This window comes from Leptolyngbya sp. FACHB-711 (genome assembly GCF_014695615.1).
Classification (GTDB): Bacteria; Cyanobacteriota; Cyanobacteriia; order Elainellales; family Elainellaceae; genus Leptolyngbya_A.
The window spans coordinates 20,947-40,480 of sequence record NZ_JACJOR010000388.1 but is presented as its reverse complement, the minus strand read 5'-3'; the positions used below and the strand labels follow the sequence as shown (position 1 = coordinate 40,480).

At 50.5% G+C, this 19,534-nt stretch carries 16 protein-coding genes; 9 read left to right on the top strand and 7 right to left on the bottom strand.

Annotated elements, in window-relative coordinates; translation table 11 throughout:
- Positions 1-309: SIS domain-containing protein (locus tag H6F80_RS16435; RefSeq protein ID WP_190792605.1), on the top strand; the 309-nt coding region annotated here is incomplete at its 5' end.
- A gap of 420 nt (positions 310-729) precedes the next feature.
- On the opposite strand, the gene H6F80_RS16430 is transcribed toward H6F80_RS16435, so the two are convergent.
- The 4 genes from H6F80_RS16430 to H6F80_RS16420 form a co-directional block, all read right to left on the bottom strand.
- Entirely contained in the window at positions 730-1,857 is a 1,128-nt protein-coding gene (locus H6F80_RS16430; RefSeq protein ID WP_190792604.1) for a hybrid sensor histidine kinase/response regulator, read from the bottom strand.
- A complete protein-coding gene (locus tag H6F80_RS16425; RefSeq protein WP_199296625.1) occupies positions 1,858-4,005 on the bottom strand; it encodes a histidine kinase dimerization/phosphoacceptor domain -containing protein in 2,148 nt (715 codons plus the stop codon).
- A 603-nt stretch (positions 4,006-4,608) separates the two neighbouring features.
- On the bottom strand, positions 4,609-4,779 hold the full coding sequence (locus H6F80_RS29455; RefSeq protein ID WP_206755081.1) for a hypothetical protein: 171 nt from the start codon (positions 4,777-4,779) through the stop codon (positions 4,609-4,611).
- A 258-nt stretch (positions 4,780-5,037) separates the two neighbouring features.
- Positions 5,038-5,682, bottom strand: coding sequence for a Uma2 family endonuclease (locus tag H6F80_RS16420; protein ID WP_190792602.1), 645 nt, complete (start codon positions 5,680-5,682; stop codon positions 5,038-5,040).
- Between the two features lie 472 nt (positions 5,683-6,154).
- Here H6F80_RS16420 and H6F80_RS16415 point away from each other — a divergent pair, with 472 nt between their 5' ends.
- From H6F80_RS16415 to H6F80_RS16395, 5 genes are all read left to right on the top strand, one after another.
- On the top strand, positions 6,155-6,952 hold the full coding sequence (locus H6F80_RS16415; protein WP_190792601.1) for a VanW family protein: 798 nt from the start codon (positions 6,155-6,157) through the stop codon (positions 6,950-6,952).
- 336 nt (positions 6,953-7,288) lie between these two features.
- A complete protein-coding gene (locus H6F80_RS16410; RefSeq protein WP_190792600.1) occupies positions 7,289-7,489 on the top strand; it encodes a hypothetical protein in 201 nt (66 codons plus the stop codon).
- Positions 7,490-7,725: 236 nt separating this feature from the next.
- Positions 7,726-12,726, top strand: a complete 5,001-nt coding sequence (locus tag H6F80_RS16405) for a translocation/assembly module TamB domain-containing protein (RefSeq protein ID WP_190792599.1) — start codon at positions 7,726-7,728, stop codon at positions 12,724-12,726.
- 94 nt (positions 12,727-12,820) lie between these two features.
- Complete coding sequence (locus H6F80_RS16400) at positions 12,821-13,561, top strand: cytochrome c biogenesis protein CcdA (RefSeq protein ID WP_190792598.1); 741 nt, start codon at positions 12,821-12,823, stop codon at positions 13,559-13,561.
- Between the two features lie 294 nt (positions 13,562-13,855).
- Positions 13,856-15,253, top strand: a complete 1,398-nt coding sequence (locus H6F80_RS16395; protein ID WP_190792597.1) for a cytochrome c biogenesis protein — start codon at positions 13,856-13,858, stop codon at positions 15,251-15,253.
- Positions 15,254-15,318: 65 nt separating this feature from the next.
- Here the strand turns inward: H6F80_RS16395 and H6F80_RS16390 are convergent, their stop codons facing one another.
- The 3 genes from H6F80_RS16390 to H6F80_RS16380 are packed head-to-tail and all read right to left on the bottom strand — an operon-like array spanning position 15,319 to position 16,895.
- Positions 15,319-15,837, bottom strand: coding sequence for a hypothetical protein (locus H6F80_RS16390; RefSeq protein ID WP_190792596.1), 519 nt, complete (start codon positions 15,835-15,837; stop codon positions 15,319-15,321).
- A 49-nt stretch (positions 15,838-15,886) separates the two neighbouring features.
- Entirely contained in the window at positions 15,887-16,624 is a 738-nt protein-coding gene (locus H6F80_RS16385; RefSeq protein WP_190792595.1) for a hypothetical protein, read from the bottom strand.
- Positions 16,584-16,895 (bottom strand): hypothetical protein, encoded by a 312-nt coding sequence (locus H6F80_RS16380; protein WP_190792594.1) that lies wholly within the window; start codon positions 16,893-16,895, stop codon positions 16,584-16,586. Before H6F80_RS16380 ends, H6F80_RS16385 begins: the two co-directional genes overlap by 41 nt.
- A 290-nt stretch (positions 16,896-17,185) precedes the next feature.
- Between H6F80_RS16380 and cobA the strand changes: the two genes are divergently transcribed.
- From cobA to coaE, 3 genes are read left to right on the top strand one after another with little or no spacing between them, the layout of a single operon-like run.
- Positions 17,186-17,968 carry a uroporphyrinogen-III C-methyltransferase gene (gene cobA / locus H6F80_RS31380; RefSeq protein WP_190792593.1) on the top strand — a complete coding sequence of 261 codons (783 nt, stop codon included), beginning with the start codon at positions 17,186-17,188 and terminating at the stop codon, positions 17,966-17,968.
- Between the two features lie 41 nt (positions 17,969-18,009).
- The gene (locus H6F80_RS31375) at positions 18,010-18,882 is read left to right on the top strand and encodes a uroporphyrinogen-III synthase (protein WP_190792592.1); all 873 of its coding nucleotides are present in this window, start codon (positions 18,010-18,012) and stop codon (positions 18,880-18,882) included.
- The gene (gene coaE / locus H6F80_RS16365; protein WP_190792591.1) at positions 18,875-19,534 is read left to right on the top strand and encodes a dephospho-CoA kinase; all 660 of its coding nucleotides are present in this window, start codon (positions 18,875-18,877) and stop codon (positions 19,532-19,534) included. Before H6F80_RS31375 ends, coaE begins: the two co-directional genes overlap by 8 nt.

The window sequence follows — 19,534 nt, the reverse complement described above, 5'->3', positions numbered from 1 at the left end:
GTCGCGTTACTGGATGCAAAAGTGCCTGTGGTGGCGATTGCCATGCCGGGAGCGGTGTATGAGAAAGTGATTTCTAACGCTCAAGAAGCGAAAGCTCGTGATGCGCGTTTAATTGGTGTGACACCGATGAATGATGCTCATGCGGCGGAAGTGTTTGATGATATTCTGCCCGTGCCTTCGGTCGAGGAACTGCTTTCTCCAATTCTGACGGTCATTCCACTACAATTCCTGGCGTATCATATTGCGTCGCGCCGAGGCTTAGATGTGGATCAGCCGCGTAATTTGGCGAAGTCAGTGACAGTTGAATAGTTTAACGAAGCTGTTCTAACGAAGCTGTTCTCGATGTTTGTATGCAAACAATAAAGTCTTGAACTCGCGCGTAAAGTTCTAAACTCGTGCGTAAAGTCTTAAACTAACTGTCACACTGAAGGAAGGTTGTGGCAGTTAGCTTGTCTATATGGAGAATGTTCTAACCTAGAAGATGAGAAAAACGGTGGCTTGTCCCTTGTGTACGCAATCAGCCCATCAAGTTCGTTTGCCATTCAGATATTTTTTGCGACGCAACACTGTGGCTACATTAGCCTAATTGAGACAGTCCCAATTAAGACAGTGAAGCTGTTCCTATAGTAGATATTACAAACATTATAAATATCACAAACATTGCTAAGCCCGACTACCGTTGTCAGTCGAGAGTTTTTTGTTGGCAGTCTTGCGCCTTGTCATTCCTGTTTAACTCGGTGCAGTTCTTTCCAGTTGGCTATTTAGCGGCTGGAACAGCTTAACAACAAAGGTTGTTCCTTCGCCCACTTCACTCTCTACATCAATTTGCCCGCCATGCAAGTCTAAGCAATGTTTTACGATGGTTAGCCCTAGCCCAGTTCCAGGAATTTTGCCCACATTGTTTGCTCGTTGAAAAGGTTCAAACAAATGCTTTTGAGCATCAGAAGGAATTCCAATTCCCATATCTCGAACTTGTAAGGTGACTTGTTCTTCATGACAGGAAAGGTCAAAATAGACGGGGCGATCTTGGGGAGAGTATTTAATTGCGTTTGAAATTAAATTCGTGAGAATGTGCCTGAGGAGTTTTTGATCCAGACAAGCATTCTCGCAGTGCCCCTGACTGTTGAAAAGGATGCGGTGCTTTGAACCTGTGCTAAATTGGATTTCCTCGACTAGTCTTCGACAGAAGCGATCTAAATTTAAAGAGGCTGGCTTAAACTTCAAGCTTCCACCTGCGGCTTGACCAACAGATAATAAATCATCCAACAATTGATTCATCGATCGAACCGATTGTTGAATTATGTATAAAAACTCGCGTCGTCTTTCTTCGGTTAAATTATGATTTTCCTGCTCCAGCAATTGGGCACAGCCCAGAATTGAGGTCATCGGACCTCGAAGTTCATGAGCTGCCATTGACCAAAACCGAGATTTTAGCTCACTCAACTCTTTCTCTTTTTCTAGAGCGACGCGAATCGCAGTTTCTGACAATTTCCGGCGGAGGGCAACTTCGACTGCAACATGCAAGTCCCGCTCATCAAACGGCTTCACGATATATCCAAAGGGGTCTGTCACTTTGGCTCGTTGCAATGTGGCTTCATCAGCATAAGCCGTTAAATAAATGACAGGCGTATCAAAATCGGCTCGAATTTGCTCTGCCGCTTCGATGCCATCCATTTGACCTTTAAGTCGGACATCCATTAAAACTAACTCTGGTCGTAATTCCGCGACCTTTTCAACCGCTTCTTCTCCAGAGGCGACTGATGCAGGTACACTGTACCCCAACTTTTTCAATCGCTTCTCGATATCACGGGCAACAACTCTTTCATCCTCAACGACTAAAATCCTTTCATTAGCCATTTATTGTTCCCTTCCTATACTTTCTAATTCTGAAAATGTAATTCTAAAGGTCGTTCCTGTTCCTTCTGTTCGATCGAGTTCTATAGTGCCTTCGAGTTGTTCAGTAAAGACGCAGACAAGTTCCAAGCCGAGTGATTCTGTGTTACGGAAGTCTAGCTCTAACGGAAAGCCAATTCCATTATCCTGAACAGTTAATATGAATCGATTGTCAGAAGTGGGGGAAATTTCAATAAGGATTTCATTTTCTGAGGTTGGCGTAGGAAAAGCATGTTTTAAGGTATTGGAAACTAATTCATTGATGATTAATCCACAGGGAATGGCTGTATCAATATTGAGCCAAACGCCTGCTGCCTCAGCTCGTAGCGTTGCTGCTTGCGAATTTGCCGTATAGGACCGAAGCAGATTATTCGCCAAGTCACGAATATATTCATCAAAGTTGATTTTGAGTAAATCACTCGATTGATGCAGTTTTTCATGAATCAGCGCCATTGAACGAATTCGATTTTGGCTGTCCTTGAACAGTGCAAGTACCCTTTCGTCCCTGATGTAGTCCGATTGAAGTCTCAAGACACTTGAAATCACCTGTAGATTATTTTTGACCCGATGGTGGATTTCTTTCAATAGGGCTTCTTTTTCCTTCAATGACAGTTTTAGCTGCTCCTCGGTTCGCTTGCGTTCTTTCAGTTCGTTCTGGACTTGCTGATACAGCTCAGATTGTTGAATCGCGATCGCCATATGAATTGCGAGTTGCTTCAATAAATCAACTTCAAACGATCGCCATTGTCTGGGGCCAGAGCAGTGATAGGCACATAATAATCCCCACAAGTGTTCTCCTTGCAGGATCGGGACAACCAGGCTTGCTCGTATATCGTATAGGACCAGAATGTCAATATGACACTGAGTTAAACCAGCTGTATAAATATCCTCACAAACCTGAGTCCGTCCATTCTTATAAGCTTGGGCATAGTTTTGCCCAAAGCACTTATCCTGGATGCTGCTATTGAGTGCAGGCCTCCAACCGTCTTCGACTGACTCGACCACGACGGTGCCACTCCAGTCTGGATGGAACTGGTAGATAATCACTCGATCTGCTTTGAGAAATTGCCGGACTTCCTCGACACTCCGCTGCAGGATGTCATTAAGATTCAGGGACTCTCGGATGTGGAGTGCCATCGCGGCTAGAATCTGGCTGCATTGCAGCTGTTCCAGCAAGCCTACCGGATTTTCTAGCAGATGAAGAGCCAATTCTGAACCCTGTTCTTGAGCCAATTCACCGCTTGATGCCTCAAACTGCTCGATCGATCGCTGCAGTTGTTCCGCAGCGTCATACATCTCATTAAGAGCCAGAACCTCTAGAAAACTTGTGGGTGAGACAACGCCTAAAAGTTCTCCCTGGGGTCCGTATACCCCAAACCGCTGCACTTTTGCTTGCTGCATCTTCCAGTAAGCAACTAATATCGACTCTGAGGATGGGAAGTGCAGGAATGGGCTGCTCATCACTGTCTGAGCTTGTATCTGCGATAAATCTAGCCCTAATGTCCAAAGCTGAAGCACATGCCGCTCTAAAAGTAATCCCACAGGGTGGGAATTATCCTGCGTATCATCTGCTGCTGTCAGCACGACACAATCCGCTTCACAATCAAGCATTAATTGAGCTAACTGGAGAACTGATGTAGCTGCAGGTGCTTGAACGATCGGCGGAGAAACAATTTCTGCTAACTGCTTTAATTTCAGTAGTTCATCTAGTTGTAAGACACAGCGGAGACTCGCCGGGGTGATGATACCGAGCCACTGCTCCTGCTCATCCACAACAGGAAGATGATAAATCTGATGCTGACGGAGCTGAGCGAGGGCAGTAAAAACGTTTTGATCTTCAGTTTGGGTCAAGGCGATGACTGGTTGACGCACAACGTCAGCAACTTTCACTGCCGTTAAATCTCGCCCTGAAACAATCGCCTGTAGGGCGTCTCTCTCTCCGAATACCCCCAGGAGCCGTACCCCTTCTACAATCAGAATGCCACTTGCTCGCGCTTCGCTCATCAGTACGGTATTGAGCGAGAGTTCTAAACCCGGAAGAACACAGCTGCTCTGCGCTTTGCTCATCATCCTAATCGCGCTGCCCAGGGACGCATCAGGAGCTATGGTCAACGGGCGTCGATCAATTGCAGAATCTAAAGATAAGGAAGGGGCTGATGAATTTTGCGGATGCATGAATCAGTGTTTTTAGCAGCAGGGCTTTAACAAGAGGTTTTATTCGGCAGTAGTTAAGTTAACGTAACTTAACTCAAAATGATGAATTGAGCTAATTCCTATACAAACTATAAGTCATGAATCATAAACTTCTTCTTGGCATGTGGCATTGCTGAACCGGAGTAGGATTAGCCCCCCTAGCCTTCCAAAGTTGGAGGGAACTGGTGCTCAAAGCCCCCCTCGCTCTGGGTGTCGTGCTCCGAGGACTCCGTAGCCCTTTACCCTCTTACCCTTGTGCCCTCTGCCCTTTTTTCTCTTCCCTCTGGCGCGAAGTGCCTCAAAATTTTTTCTAAACATCAGCCACCCGTATGCTTCGCAGTTCCCCAAAGGGGTAATCGCCCCTTCCCCACGCTCCTCTCCCTCCTTCCCTTCTCTCGCTTCACCACAGGCGGTTGTGAAATGCCACCTCTCAAGGACTCTTGGACTGGAAAAATATCAGGTCAGGCGTAAATCCTTTTTCTCCCAACCGCATGACAACATCCCGAACAAACGATCGCTCTCCTATCCACAGCGCCTCGATTCATATTTCAATAGGAGCAAAATTTCAATGGGAGCAAACGTGATCGCCGCAATCGCTCGCCAACCCTGAAGAATCTGTCGCAGCAGTAGTTGGCTACCGACGATCAGGTGATCTTCGATCAGTTCGAGCTTGCCCTCCGGTCGGTGGTGCAAGAACGATTCAAAAATTCTTTAGTAGTAGGATACAAGGTACGATCGCCTCCTCATTGTGGGTCGGCTGCCATGTGGAATGTAGTACCTGAAAGCCTTAATTTACAAAGGCATCAAAAATTGGCAATCCATTTTATCACAGAGTAGGATCAAGAAATTGCAACAAATGGAGTAAATTGGCAAACCATTTTTTCGTACCGCCTAAAAACTGTACCTAAAGATGAGGGTTCTAGACGACGAGATTGGCGATTCGTTTTATTGCTATACAATTTTTGTTCTTAAATTGCGCTTAGCCTGGGTTTCTCCTTGCTGGGCGCATTCTTTTAGAAATTCATAAAGCTGTTCTTTTGACGTTTGCGGAAAGGTAGCACTAGCTTCTACTTCTTGATATTGCCCATTGTGCAATTCGTAAATTCTTAGCTGTTTACCGTTGTATCGCCAGAATTCAGCTACTCCTATTTCTGCATAAAGCACATTTTTGTTGACATCGGTGTGAGTAATATCCACTTCGACAATCAGATCAGGAGGTGGATCAACTGCTAAATCAACGGTTTTGCCTCGCACGATCGGCTCATTCGCAATATAAAATCCTTCGTCGGGTTCCGCTCCAACTTGCAAGTCAGGACGATTCAGCGTCGTTGACCCCATGCTTTTAATGTTGAGATCCAGCTCATCAACCAGGATTTTAATAAAATCACTGATTAAACGACTCAGATTCTCATGTGCCTCCAAGGGGGTCATAATCTCTAACGTTCCTTTGTAGTAGCGCAGAAGAGCCGCTCGCTTCTCCCCCAACGCTTCTAGAATTTTCTGGTAAGCCTCCCAACTCACACCATGCAATGTGACGCGCTTCTCGGCAGGTAAGCGATCGATCGGTTGAGCAGAAATGGAATGGGCAGTAGGCATAATTGCACCTTTCCCGGCTTCACGGCTGGCGATGCAGCGTTTTATCTAGATTTGTGTTTACGAGTTTAGCACTGGCACAAGGCACGGTTGGCAGCAAGGACGCATGACAGGCAGAAACGATCGCGTGATGCCCTCATGATAAAGGCGGTATGCGAGCGCTCCCTTTTGTTTGACTGTGTTAGCTTGCGATCGGATTTCTTTTTCAGCCCTACCGCTTGTGCTTCGTTGCTGTTTGACCCAAACTGTCCTTTCATGACACTGTGAAAAGTAACAACGCTTTTGATAATTGATTCTGGGGACGATCAGAGAGACGATCGAACAATTTGTAAAGCGATCGAATAATTTACCTCAGTCAAACTATAATCGCTGAAGGGGAGTCGATCGGTGAGTTTTCTCAATCTGAAGATATTGTTGAGCAGACGAAAGCGATCGAGTGGTGTTGATCGAAAACAAATTTCCCAACAGAACAATCATGCATCTTTTCTGGGAGAACTGTAAGCGACCGATTCGTAACCGGCTGAAACAGGGTAAAGCGTTTTTACGAGGCTATCCCTTTTATTACGCTCGAACGCAAGACCCCGAATTTGCTGACCGCTACGGTTATTTATGGAGTGAATTTAGAACGCCGATTCCCGATCGCGGTACTCCCGAAATTCGTGCCAATCGTCTGTGGAATTTGCAGCTTGCAGCCGAACGGATTCACTGCTTGCGCTTAGCACCGGGAGCAGTTTTCAGTTTTTGCGATCGGATCGGTGAACCTACTTTAAAGAATGGATTTCGAGCCGCTCCAGTCTTTATTCGAGGTAAAGTTTTGACTGATGTGGGTGGTGGTTTATGTTTGATTGCAACCAATTTGTTTAACACATTTTTGCAGGCAGGCTGCGAGATTTTAGAACGTCATTGTCACAGCATTGATGCCTATGGCGACGAACGCTTTTATCCGCTGGGGCAAGATGCTGCGGTTGCCTATGGCTACAAAGATTTAGTCGTGAGAAACTCCAGTCAAATTGCTTTGCAGTTGCGCTTTCAAGTTCTGGGCGATCGGGGTGAAGTGCATTCCAGCGTATGGGGTGAACAGCCTTACTCGATTCAAATTAAGATTGAATCTCAAGTGTTAGAAGAGATTCCTCCTGCCAAAGCAGACGATTGCTCCGGCTGGATTGTGGAAACAACGCGCTCCGTTCAAAAGACTTCCGATCTGTCCCTGTCCCCTCAATGGCAGTTAGACTATCGCACCGTTAGCCATTATGCCCCCTGTGAACGATCGTAGATAATGAGCGATCGTAAAAAAACACTGCTTTCCTGACTGCTCCCATTGCCTCGAACTGTGGCTTAGATATCAAGATTGACGGTGAGGGGAATCGTTTCGGTGTGAATCAGGAGGGTTGTTCTGATGAATCAGCAATCAAGGGCAGAAAACGATGGTAGAAAACGATCGACTGCCTTTGTGATACTGGCTACTTGCGATCGTCTCCGCTTGCTGATGCGTTAATGTGCGATCGATGCTGCCTTGGGGTAACAAGCCCTGGAACTAAATTTAGTTATCTAAGAACCTTTTGCGTTTCGCGATCGTCTATCTTATGAGAGGCGCAGTGGAGATCGGGCAGTGCAATTTAAGATTCGTTCGTGGATTATTGAAATTGGGTTTGGTATTGGCCTTTTGCTGCTAGCAAGTCTGGCTCTGCTGCTGGCGATGGAGCATCATCCTCAAATTCCTCAGCCCCATAGCTCGACAAGACAGATCATGCCAGGCAGTTCTCTAGCGAGAACAATTATCCCTTTGGGAAACAGCGAAGCGATCGGCTGAGAGACGTAGAAACTTAGCGACAATTTAGACACAGGGGAGTCCGCAAAATCTGGTATCCTGCTGTCATTTGTGTTGCTCCCTCTCCCAAAGACTCGGCTATAGTGCTTAAGGACAATTTGAGAAAACGATTCTGAAGAAACGGGTAAAATCTTTCGGCAGTTCTGTCCGTCGTGAGGCGGGTTGCGCTGGTGCACAGCCGAAGGACAGCGGTGGGAAAGGCGAGTGGGGTGAGACGGATGACGAATTCTCCCAATGATAATAAAGAGAATCAGCCTGAGCAGCAAACGTCTACAGCGAGGCAAAACCGTACGGGGGGCAGGCGGCGCACGGTAATTCGGGCGGGTTTCGTCGCGGGGGGTCTGCTGCTCGTGGGGCTGGCAGGTGGCGTGTGGTGGGCATGGCGATTTGTGAACGAGGGTTTGTCTCCCCTGATTGCTCGTCAGGTCAGTACGCAGCTCAATCGTCCGGTGCAGGCAGGCGAGGTCGAGCAGATTTCTTTGACGCGGATTGTCTTTGGTCCTTCTGCAATTCCGGCAACGCCAACCGATCGCGATCGGCTAGAAATGCAGCGGGTTGAGGTCACGTTTAACCCGTTTGAAGTGTTGTGGGATCAAACGCTCAGCGTAGATGTGACGCTGGTAAACGCCCAAGCATTTGCCGACCAGAATGCAGAAGGACAGTGGATCACCACAAGGGCAAGAAACAACGAAAATGCACCTGACCCTTTTATTGCCGTTGAAGTCGATGCGCTGCGCGTGCGGGATGGCACATTAACGCTGCTGCCCTATGGAAACGTAGAGGAATCAGAAGTGGTTGACCCGGATGAGCCGAATCCGCAAAACCCGACGCCCGAACCGCGTGACGATGATTCGCCGGAAACCCTTTCCCGCAATGCCGTTGCCCGTCCGCAAATTGTGATCCGAGATGTGGATGCCGCTACGCTGTTTCGGAATCAAAACAGGCTGATTTCCTACGAAGTCACGGGCAGACCCGATACTGGGGGCGAACTGCGAATCGAAGGCGAGTCTAACCTTGATCGCGAACAAACCACGCTCCGCGCCAGAGGTGAAAATCTGCTGGGTCCTGATGTGAATCTGCTGGTTCCGCTGCCTGTGGAAATTAGAGCCGGACGCTTATCGAGCGATCTGGAGGTGGTGTTTCCCCCCGAAGACGAGTCGCTTCAGCTCAACGGAGTCGTGCAGTTTCAAAACGCGACGGGCAAAATTAAGCAGGTTCCACAGCTCTTGACGCAGGTCAACGGCAGGCTGCGGTTTCGCGGTCAGGATGTGTTCTTTGAAAACGTGCGCGGCAGATATGGCTTAATCCCGACTCGGGTGGGCGGCAGCCTCAACACCCAGCGCAACTACAACCTGAGGGCGCAGGTCGATCGCACCACGATTCGAGATCTCTTCAATACGTTTGACGTGGATTCTCCGGTTCCCGTATCCGGTGAAGTGCGCTCTCAGCTTCAAATTACTGGGGCGATCGATAAGCCAGTGGTTTCGGGCGTGGCGGAGAATTTAACGCCTATCGTTGCCGATCGCGTGACGTTTCAGTCGGCGCAAACTCGTTATCGGGTCGGGGATAGCGTTCTGGCGTTTGATGGGATTCGGGCAGTGCCGCGTGGGGGCGGCTTGGTTACGGGCAGTGGACGCATTGGCTTTGGCGAAAACAGCAGCGTTGCCTTTAATCTACAGGGACAAAACCTGCCTGGTGACACGATTGCCCGTCAATATGGCGCGAATCTGAATAATTTTACGATCGGCTTAGTCGATGCCCAGGCGCGGCTTTCGGGTTCTCCCGATAATCTGGTGACGACGGTAGATTTTCAGGCTCCTCAGGCAACCTATGCGGCACGGGGAAGAGTGCGAATTGCGGGCGATCGAATCCAGTTGCAGGATGGGGCAGCTCTGGTGGCAGGCGGCATTGTTCGGGCAGATGCAGAATCCGTCAACGGACGATTCACCGCAGATGTTCAGACTTCGGGGGTTGCGCTGCGGCAGTTTTCGCCGGATTTGCGGGGCTTGCTGAGCGGTGATTTCCAGCTTGCAGGCAGTTTGAATAACCTGAGTCCAAGGGCGATCGCGGCATCGGGACAGGTGCGGCTATCGGAGGGGCTAGCAATTATTAACTCGCCTTTAACGGCAGATGTGCGCTGGCTGGGCGATCGGCTTCAGGTTCGCAATGCGACGGCGACGGGCTTTCAGGCAGACGGATTGGTGTTTGCGCGGCTGGAAGGCACGCCTGCGATCACCAATCTGGATTTGAATGTGAATTTGCAGGATTATGCGCTCTCTGAACTGCCGATTAATACTCCAGAGCAAATCCGGCTGGCAGGACGCACCAACTTTAGCGGACGAGTCACGGGAACACCCGATGCGCCACGAGTCGCCGGACGGCTGGGCTTAAACGATTTCCGCGTGAATCAGGTTGCCTTTGAACCGCGCCTGACCGGAGACTTTCGCTACACGAATCGCGGTATCAGCCTGGATGTGGCAGGACAGCAGGATCGAGTTGCCCTGACGCTGGACGATCGCAACCGTCCGGTGAGTTTCCTGGTGCAGCAAGGAGAGTCGATCGCGCAAGGACGCACCGCAGGCGACATTCTCACGGCAACGCTGGAAAACTTTCCGCTTCAGGTGTTGGGTCTTGCCCCCGCTGCAGATTACGGCATTGGCATTGTCGCGGGTGAGGCAAGCGGTCAGATCGAGGCGAATATTGCCAATTTGAATAATCCCAGCGTCATCGGGCAGTTGACGATCGATCGTCCGGCGTTAGGCTATATTGCAGCCGAGCGGTTTGCGGGACAGTTCCGCTATGTAGACGGGGTGGCGGTGCTGCAACAGGGCGAACTGCAACAGGGCGGTAGCCGCTATTTGCTATCGGGAACGTTTAATTCGCGATCGGACAATCCGCTGCAAGCTCGCATTGTGGCAGATCAGGGGCGGATCGAAGACATTCTCACGGCACTTCAGTTCTTTAATTTTTCTGACTTTGGGCGTGGGCTACGTTCCCCGGTTTTTGCGACTGCTGCCGAGGTTCAGCCCTTTTCGGTGGGTCAGCCGGATGCCGCTCTCATCAATCAGCTTCGCCGTTACTCAGAAATCAATTTGTTGCTGAGTCAGCAGGCTGCTGCGCGGGAACAGTCTTCGTTTTTGCCCGATCTCTCGAAGCTGCAAGGCGTGTTTACCGGGGCGATCGACATTGCCTCTTCTGCCCAAACTGGCGTGGATGTTCGATTTGACCTCGCTGGGCGAGATTGGCGATGGGAAGATTATCAAGTCGATCAGGTAATCGCACAGGGACAGTTTCAGAATGGCGTGCTGACGCTGCTGCCGCTCCGGTTTCAGTCGGATGAGTCGTTTCTCACGTTTTCGGGGCAGGTGGGCGGTGAACAGCAGTCTGGACAGTTGCTTGCCGAAGGAATTCCGGTAGAGGCACTGCGCGATGTGTTCCGGCTGCCGATCGACATTGAGGGCGATCTAACCGCAAACGCCACCCTGGCAGGCTCGATCGGAGATCCGCAGGTGATCGGGGAAATTCAGCTCAATAATACGATTGTCAACAATACGGAACTGCCGCCGCTTCGCAATTTGTTTGGCTACAACGATGCACGGCTGACCTTTGATACAGACTTTGTGCGTGAGCAGCCGCAGACCACTGCAAACAGTGCGACAAACAATAATGGGACAAACAATCCAGATGGCTCCAGAAACATCACGCCCGAACCCGCCGAACCCACCTCAACCGACGAGTTTTCACTCACGGGCAGCATTCCCTACAAGTTTCCCTTTATGACAGTGGAGCCAGCGTCGAGTGCCTTTAATGTCAATCTGAATGTGCGAAACGATGGGCTGACTCTGATTAACGCCTTTACCGATCAGGTGGCATGGCGCGAGGGACAGGCAGATGTGCAGGTTCAGGCAAGCGGCATTTTGACCGACACTCAGCAAGATCTGACGATCGGCGGCACGGCTGAATTTGCTAATGCTCGCGTTTCGGCGCAGGCTCTGCCCGAAGATATCACCAATCTCAACGGCACGATCGTCTTCAGAAACGATCAGGTTCAGGTGCAAAACCTGCAAGGTGAGTTTAGCGACGGGCAAATCGTAGCGCAGGGAACGCTGCCGATCCTCCTGCCGCTGACCGTGAATAACCCCGACAACCAGCCGCCGCTCACACTCAATCTGGACAATATCGCGCTCGATCTGCAAGACCGCTACGAAGGTGATGTCGCCGGACGGGTCATTCTCACCGGAACAGCTCTGGCTCCAGAAATCAGCGGCGAAGTTTTGCTAAGCGATGGGCAAGTGCAGTTACCCGAAGACAATGGCTCAACGATCGCCGCCGCCCCAACTTCCCAGTTTGGCAATACAGAGTCCTCGCTTTTCACACCCCCTCTCTTGCAGAGTCTGCGGCTCACGCTAGGTGATGATTTGCGCGTCACCCGCGATCCGCTGCTGAGCTTTGTGGTGACAGGAGATTTAATTGTGGATGGCACGATCGACGATCTGCGCCCGGAGGGAACTGTGCAGTTGCGGAGTGGTCAGGTCAACCTGTTTACAACGCGCTTTAATCTCGATCGCGATTACACCAACACGGTCGTTTTCCAGCCCAGTCGCGGGCTTGATCCATTACTGGATGTGCAGTTAGTTGCCTCTGTCCCTGAAATCACCCGATATCCGGTTCCCAATACTTCTCCGTTTGCCGCTGCTGAAGTTGCCGATCTACCCTTAGCTGCCGATTTTGGTCGCCTGGAAACTGTGCGAGTGCAGGCAAGCGTCGCCGGACCTGCCAGCCAGGTGTTCAACAATCTAGAGTTAACCAGTAGCCCCAACCGCAGCGAAACCGAAATTCTCGCGCTGATCGGCGGTGGCTATGTTAGCACCCTGGCTCAACAAGGCGGCGTGACAACCGCGATCGCCTCCCTTGCCGGATCAGCCGTATTAAGCCAGCTCCAAAACCTGATTAGCAACGCCCTCGGCTTAACCGACTTCAGCCTCTTCCCCACTACCCTCGTTTCCGATGATGCCCGCACTTCCACCCTGGCGATCGCCGCTGAGCTGGGCTTTGACATCACTGACAACCTTTCTGTTTCCGCTCTGCAAATCCTCACCGCCCCCGAACCTACCCAATTAAACCTGCGCTACCGCCTCACCAATGAGCTCTCTGTCCGAGGCTCCTCCAACTTCCAGGGAGAAAGCCGCGCCATCCTGGAATTCGAAACTCGCTTCTAACCTCGCCCCTCCATCCCTCTACCCCTCCACCCCCTCCGCATCCCCCACTCGGTAGAATAGAAAAGGAGAACCTCACCGATATCGATCGCCCCCAATGCTGGATTCGCTGCAAACTTTCCTTTATCACCTTGCCCATTCCGCCGATACGTTGGTATCCGATCAGCTCGTTCACCTGAGTCCGGTCAGCGTTGGGGTGATTTTTCTGGCGGGACTGCTTACCAGTCTCACTCCCTGTATGCTGTCGATGTTGCCCATCACGATCGGCTATATCGGCGGCTACGAAGCCAGAAGTCGGATTCAGGCAGCCGTTCAGTCAGCATGGTTTGCGCTGGGCTTGGCGACTACACTGGCAGGGCTGGGTATTGCAGCGGCGATCGTCGGTCAGGTTTACGGTCAGGTCGGGATTGGTTTACCGATCGTCGTCAGCATGATTGCAATTTTGATGGGGCTGAACCTGCTGGAGCTACTGCCATTGCAGTTGCCCAATTGGGGCGGAACCGAATGGATTTCAAAAGAGCTACCGGAAAGCGTGCGATCGTATCTGGTCGGCTTAACGTTTGGCTTAGTCGCTTCCCCATGCAGCACCCCCGTTCTCGCCACCCTGCTGGCATGGATCACCGAAACCGGAAACCCGCAATTGGGCGCAATGCTGCTGCTGGCTTACACGGCAGGCTATGTCTCTCCCCTGGTATTGGCAGGAACATTCACTGCATCGATTAAAAAACTGTTAGAGCTGCGTCGCTGGTCGGGCTGGATTACGCCTGCAAGCGGTGCGTTGCTGGTCGGGTTTGGCTTATTCTCGCTGCTGTTTCGATTATTTCCCACAGGGGTTTAGCACAGCGAATTTCTAAGAGGAGGTTTGAATTACGATCGCGATTCGAACCGTCCCCCTTAACCCCCCTCGATTCTGGAGGAACCGAGCCGTCCCCCAACCTCTCACCAGTTAACCCTTTACCTGTGAAGCATTTCCGATCTAGTTCTCAATTCAAAGCCTCCCGTTTATACCCATCGATAGCGGATTTAGGGGCTGTAGCACTCCAATCCTCACAGACATTTCCTAAACAATAACTTTTCAAATTTCCACGTTTATTATTCTCTGTTTTTTCTGTCCTCAAAACTATCTTTAACCATGTCTGCCGATTCCTCCTTTCGCTCTGCCCTGGCTCAATTCACAAATGTTCCCAAACAATATTTCAAAAAAGAACTATTGCCGTTACTTGCCGATTTGCGATTGGCGATCGTCCTCCTTCTCGTAATTGCCATTTTTAGCGTCTCTGGAACCGTGATTGAGCAGGGTCAAACCCTTGCCTTTTATCAGGCGAACTATCCTGAAGATCCAGCTTTGTTTGGCTTTCTAAGCTGGAAGGTCATTCTCACGCTAGGATTCGATCATGTCTACCGAACCTGGTGGTTTCTGGCACTGCTGATTTTGTTTGGCTCCAGCCTCACTGCCTGCACCTTTACCCGCCAGTTTCCCGCCCTCAAAGCTGCCCGTAAATGGAAATATTATGAGCAGCCACGCCAGTTTGAAAAGCTTGCCCTGAGTGCCGAAGTGGATAAGGTTTCGATCGACTCACTCTCCCACCTGCTGAGCCAAAAACGCTATCGCATCTTTCAGGAAGGCGACAAGCTCTATGCGCGGAAAGGCATTACCGGACGCATTGGTCCGATCGTGGTTCATGCCAGTATGCTGCTCATTTTGGTGGGGGCAATCTGGGGCGCAATGACGGGCTTTTTTGCCCAGGAAATGATTCCCAGCGGCGAAACGTTTCAGGTGAGGAATATCTTTGATGCAGGGCCGTGGGCAGCGGCGCAGGTTCCCAAGGACTGGTCAATGCGGGTGAATCGCTTCTGGATCGACTACACACCAAACGGCACGATCGATCAGTTCTACTCCGATTTATCCGTTCTCGATCAGCAAGGGCAGGAAGTCGATCGCCAAACCATTCATGTGAATAAGCCCTTGAGACACAAAGGAGTTACTTTCTATCAGGCCGATTGGTCGATCGCCGCTCTCAAGTTCCACATCAACAATAGCCCCAGCCTTCAACTTCCGATGGCGCAGCTTGAAACTGGAGGCGCAGGTCGCCTGTGGGGAACCTGGATTCCTACCAAACCGGATTTAACGGCAGGCGTGTCGATCGTTGCCAAAGATCTTCAGGGCATTTTGCTGGTCTACGATATGCAGGGCAAGCTGATCGCAACCGTCCGCGAAGGAATGTCTACTGAGGTGAATGGCGTGACGCTGGCGATCGAGCAGGTGGTTGGCAGTACGGGACTTCAGATTAAAGCCGATCCGGGTATTCCACTGGTTTACACCGGGTTTGGCTTGCTGATGCTGGGCGTTGTCATGAGCTACGTTTCCCACTCGCAAATCTGGGCACTGCAAACTGCAAACAGAACCTACATCGGTGGCAAAACGAATCGGGCACAGGTCGCATTCGAGCGGGAGATGATCGAAGTCCTGGAACAACTTGAAACGCCCCAGCCTGACACGACTGAAGCGTTTGCAGAAGCAAAATCCTGATTGACTGACAAATCTAGATCAAGCGACAGAGGCACATCACGGCGGCTCCCATCTTTCGATTGCTTTTACAGCAGGTTTCCAGCGGCTTTGGCAAGCAAGTTAAATTTACCGGATGAGAGTGAAACCATCGCTGCGACCAAGCTGACAACGATCGCGATCGCCCCAAATGACTCGTTCAGCTCTTTGAGCTTATCCAGTGCCTCTTTTAAGTCTTTGGACGCATCGTTGATCGTCTTTTCATAACTACTCATGCCAGCAATAATCTTTGTTAAAAGAGTACTGTTGAGTTTGGCTCGAAGATTAATCAGCTCAAGTTCCAGGGCGTGAACTGTGGGTTTGGCAGGGCTACTTTTTGCCAGTAGATCTGTCACTTCTTTCACCAGATTTTTCTTTTCTGAATCGGTCAAGCCAGTCCTATCTGCCACTGCTTTCACATAGTCCAGAACTGCGGTTTGATCTGCTAACTCCCATTTAACTGTGGAAATCTTGCCTGCTTTGAAGAGTGCTGTTCGTTCAGCAAACGAAGCATCTCCAATTTCTTTGACTGTCGTAATGAGTTCGGCTAACTTTGTTGTGCTTGACATAAGATCTCCTGAAGAAACTTGTTAAAGATCGCTCAATCGAAGACAGGAATTACTGCTTGAAATCAACTCGTTTCATTTTTTCAATCATGGGAGCCGTAGTTCTTTCGTAATCCTTCAAGATGTTGACAATTCTGCTGACATCCGACGGCGTGAGCTGAATCGACACGGGTTCCTGATAACGCTGAGTCGCACGCTCGGCACAAAAAGCATCTTGTTTAAGCGGATCAATTTCTGGCTGTTTCTCCTGATTCAACTTCGTTAAGTCAAGCTTTTCTGCAAAGACTAAACTAATCGATTTGTGGCTCCCACGAGTTGCGTCCAGAACTTTTACAAATTCTTCAGCAAATGCTTTCTTCTCGTTAATCTTGTCGATCGCCTCGTTATATTCGCGATCGAGCCGAAGCAAGCTAAGAGCCTCAGACGGTGTGAAAACAGTGCCTGGTGGTGGCGTCAGGAGTCCGAAATATTGTCGATGCTGGTCTGCTTCTAGCTGAAGCTGATTCACATAAACAACCGACGCAATTTCGATTAATCCCTGGGTGTAGCTGTCAATCGCTTCGTCTGTACAAACCATCACCGGGGGAATTGTGTCTCCGCGAATGTCAGCCGCAACCGCATCAAAAATGACGTTCAGGATACTTGAACCTTGTTCCAGAATTGTGCTGACTGGCTCTGGAACCGAGCCGCTTGTATCGCTCAGCGAGGTAGACAAATCTCCCAACGCGCCCTGTAGCTTTTTCTGATTTTCAGGCGTAATCACGCTGGAGCGATTGTCCGCTAGCATCATCAGATTGTTCAGGTAAGCGATTATCACTTGATTTGCATCTGCGATTCGCCATCCCTAACTCACGATCGTTTTGCCGACAAGCCTCTTCTGCCGCCGCTCTAGTATTGGCAATATCTGGAAATGTGTCGATCGGAACCCTGGCACGCCTGAGGCAGGACTGATAGTAATCAGTTGCCATTTCCTGTGATTTTGCCGCAATTTCTTTGGAGTTCTCGCCTAGCTTTCGCACATTGCTAAAGTCTCGGCATCCCACCAGAGACATTCCAACCAAAAAGCAGAGAGAAACTGTCCTGAACCTGAATTTGAATTCTTTGTGACGCATCGAAACGACTCCCATCGAAAAGCACTAGGCTGGCGATCGTCCACCGTCTGACATAGCAAGTTGAGGAGATTGCTTTAGCTGCTGAATGCTATGTACCGAGCGACCTTTGACGATTTCTGCCTTTGTAAGAACTTATCCAGCCTATAAAAGAAAAAACTGAAAGTCAGCTAACAAGCATTAGGAACTTTCAAGGAACTAAGGTAAGAAAGTGAGGTTATACGGTTAGGAAAAAAGAGCGAATGAGCGGTGAGCAGCAGTTTTCTCCAGAAGAAAATCGGATTGGGAAGGTTTATCTGGTGGGTTCCGGCGTGGGGACGATCGACCTGCTTACGGTCAAGGCGTATCGGCTGATTAGTCAGGCAGAGGCGATCGTGTATGATGCGCTGGTGGATCAGGAAATTCTCGATCTTGCGCCCCCAGGCTGTGAAATTTTGAACGTGGGCAAGCGAGGCGGACAGCCCAGTACCCCTCAAGCGGAGATAAACCGTCTCCTAGTCAGCCTTTGCCAGCAGGGAAAGCAGGTGGTGCGGCTCAAGAGTGGCGATCCGTTTATTTTTGGGCGATCGACCAGCGAGATTCAGGCATTGATGGAGGCAAGCTGCCCGTTTGAGGTGGTTCCGGGCATTTCCTCGGCGTTAGCGGCTCCGCTCTTGGCAGATATTCCCCTGACCGATCCGGTGCTGAGCCGAGGCTTTGCAGTGGTGACGGCACATGAACCTGATGCATTGAACTGGCAAGCGTTGGCACAGCTTGAAACGCTGGTCATTTTAATGGGCGCAAAACAGCTCCCGACCATCATTGAGGAATTGGTGCGGCACGGGCGATCGTCTACTGCCCCGATTGCGATTGTTCGCTGGGCAGGACAGCCCAATCAGCAAATTTGGACAGGAACGCTGGAAACGATTGTGCGGCAAACCGATCGCCAGTCTCTCTCGCCTGCGGTCATGGTGATCGGAGAAGTTGTGCGGCTGCGCCCCTATCTTCAGTTCCCCTTAAACAGGCACAATAGTCGTGATCAGTAAGATCAGTAGATTTACATAAAAACAACGATAGCGATAGAACCGTGGTAAACCTTTTTCTTCCCCGACTACCGCTGCCGCTTGCGGGCAAAACCGTTCTGGTTACGCGAGCGGCTGGACAATCGAGCCAGTTTACGCAACTGCTCCAGCAGCAGGGTGCAACGGTGATCGAGCTGCCTGCAATCGAGATCACGCCCCCCTCAAGCTGGCATGGCTTAGACCAGGCGATCGATCGGCTGCACGAGTTCGACTGGCTGATACTCACCTCGACCAACGCCGTCGATTATTTCATAGAACGATTAATGGCTCAGGGTAAATCCCTCAGTGTGCTGTATCAGCTCAAAATCGCGGTGGTCGGGCAAAAAACGGCTGCCTGTCTTCAGCAAAAAGGAATTCAGCCCAATTTTATTCCGCCCAACTATGTTGCTGATTCACTGGTCGAGCATTTTCCCGATCGCGATCGGTTGCCTGAACTAAAGCTGCTGTTTCCCAGAGTCGAGACGGGTGGACGGGAAGTGCTGGTGAAAGAGCTATCTGCACAGGGCGCAACAGTGGTGGAAGTCGCAGCATACGAGTCGGGCTGTGTTCGCACGATCGCTCCTGAAATTGCCCAGGCACTGCAAAAGGACGCGATAACCTCAGGCGAAGCTCCCTTGCACATTGATGTAATCACGTTTGCTAGCTCTAAAACGGTGAAATGCTTTCATCAGCTTGTGCAAAGCATCGCCCCTGCTGCATCTCAGCCGATTCCTTCTCCCCGCACCTGCCTTGCCTCGATCGGGCCCCAAACCTCGATCGCTTGTCAGATGTACTTCAAGAGGGTCGATGTAGAGGCAGCCGAGTACACCCTGGAAGGACTCACGCAAGCGATCGGGCAATGGGTTACCGGAGGAAATTGCTCTAACCGCTATGACTGATTCAAATCAACCATCGGGGAATTCACGTTCAAATTCTGCATCTTCTCGTCAGCGCATTATTGGCATTACTGGGGGCGTTGGCATGGGTAAAACAACGGTTTCGGGCTATCTCGCACAAACCTATCAAATTCCGGTTCTGGACGCCGATCTGTATGCCAGAGAAGCCGTTCATCCCGGATCGCGGGTGCTGCGCGAAGTTGTCGAACGCTATGGAAAAAGTGTACTCCAGTCAAATGGGCAGCTCGATCGCCGTCGATTAGGCGACATCATATTCAGCAGTTCGGCAGAGCGGCTCTGGCTGGAGCAACAGATTCATCCCTACGTGCGCGATCGAATGCAGAGCGATTTACGCCTACTCCCTGCAGACACTTATCCGATCGTCGTGCTGGTGATCCCCCTTTTGTTTGAAGCCCGTATGACTGATCTAGTCACCGAAATCTGGGTGGTGCGAACGTTTCCAGACCAGCAGCGACAGCGGCTTCGGCAGCGCGATCAGCTTGACTCAGTCCAGATCCAGGCACGGATTGATAGCCAAATGGCGATCGAGCGAAAAGTTCAGCAGGCAAACGTGGTGCTGGACAATACCGGAACGCTGGAAGACCTGTATCACCAGATTGATGCCCAGATCTGCAAAGCTCAGGACGGTGCTTAA

Bases quoted from the DNA above. Each gene is read 5' to 3' on its own strand.
- H6F80_RS16420 (WP_190792602.1), bottom strand. From the start codon at position 5,682: ATGCCTACTGCCCATTCCATTTCTGCTCAACCGATCGATCGCTTACCT.
- H6F80_RS16395 (WP_190792597.1), top strand. From the start codon at position 13,856: ATGTCTGCCGATTCCTCCTTTCGCTCTGCCCTGGCTCAATTCACAAAT.
- H6F80_RS16430 (WP_190792604.1), bottom strand. From the start codon at position 1,857: ATGGCTAATGAAAGGATTTTAGTCGTTGAGGATGAAAGAGTTGTTGCC.
- H6F80_RS16385 (WP_190792595.1), bottom strand. From the start codon at position 16,624: ATGATGCTAGCGGACAATCGCTCCAGCGTGATTACGCCTGAAAATCAG.
- cobA (WP_190792593.1), top strand. From the start codon at position 17,186: ATGAGCGGTGAGCAGCAGTTTTCTCCAGAAGAAAATCGGATTGGGAAG.
- H6F80_RS16400 (WP_190792598.1), top strand. From the start codon at position 12,821: ATGCTGGATTCGCTGCAAACTTTCCTTTATCACCTTGCCCATTCCGCC.
- H6F80_RS16390 (WP_190792596.1), bottom strand. From the start codon at position 15,837: ATGTCAAGCACAACAAAGTTAGCCGAACTCATTACGACAGTCAAAGAA.
- coaE (WP_190792591.1), top strand. From the start codon at position 18,875: ATGACTGATTCAAATCAACCATCGGGGAATTCACGTTCAAATTCTGCA.
- H6F80_RS16405 (WP_190792599.1), top strand. From the start codon at position 7,726: ATGACGAATTCTCCCAATGATAATAAAGAGAATCAGCCTGAGCAGCAA.
- H6F80_RS16415 (WP_190792601.1), top strand. From the start codon at position 6,155: ATGCATCTTTTCTGGGAGAACTGTAAGCGACCGATTCGTAACCGGCTG.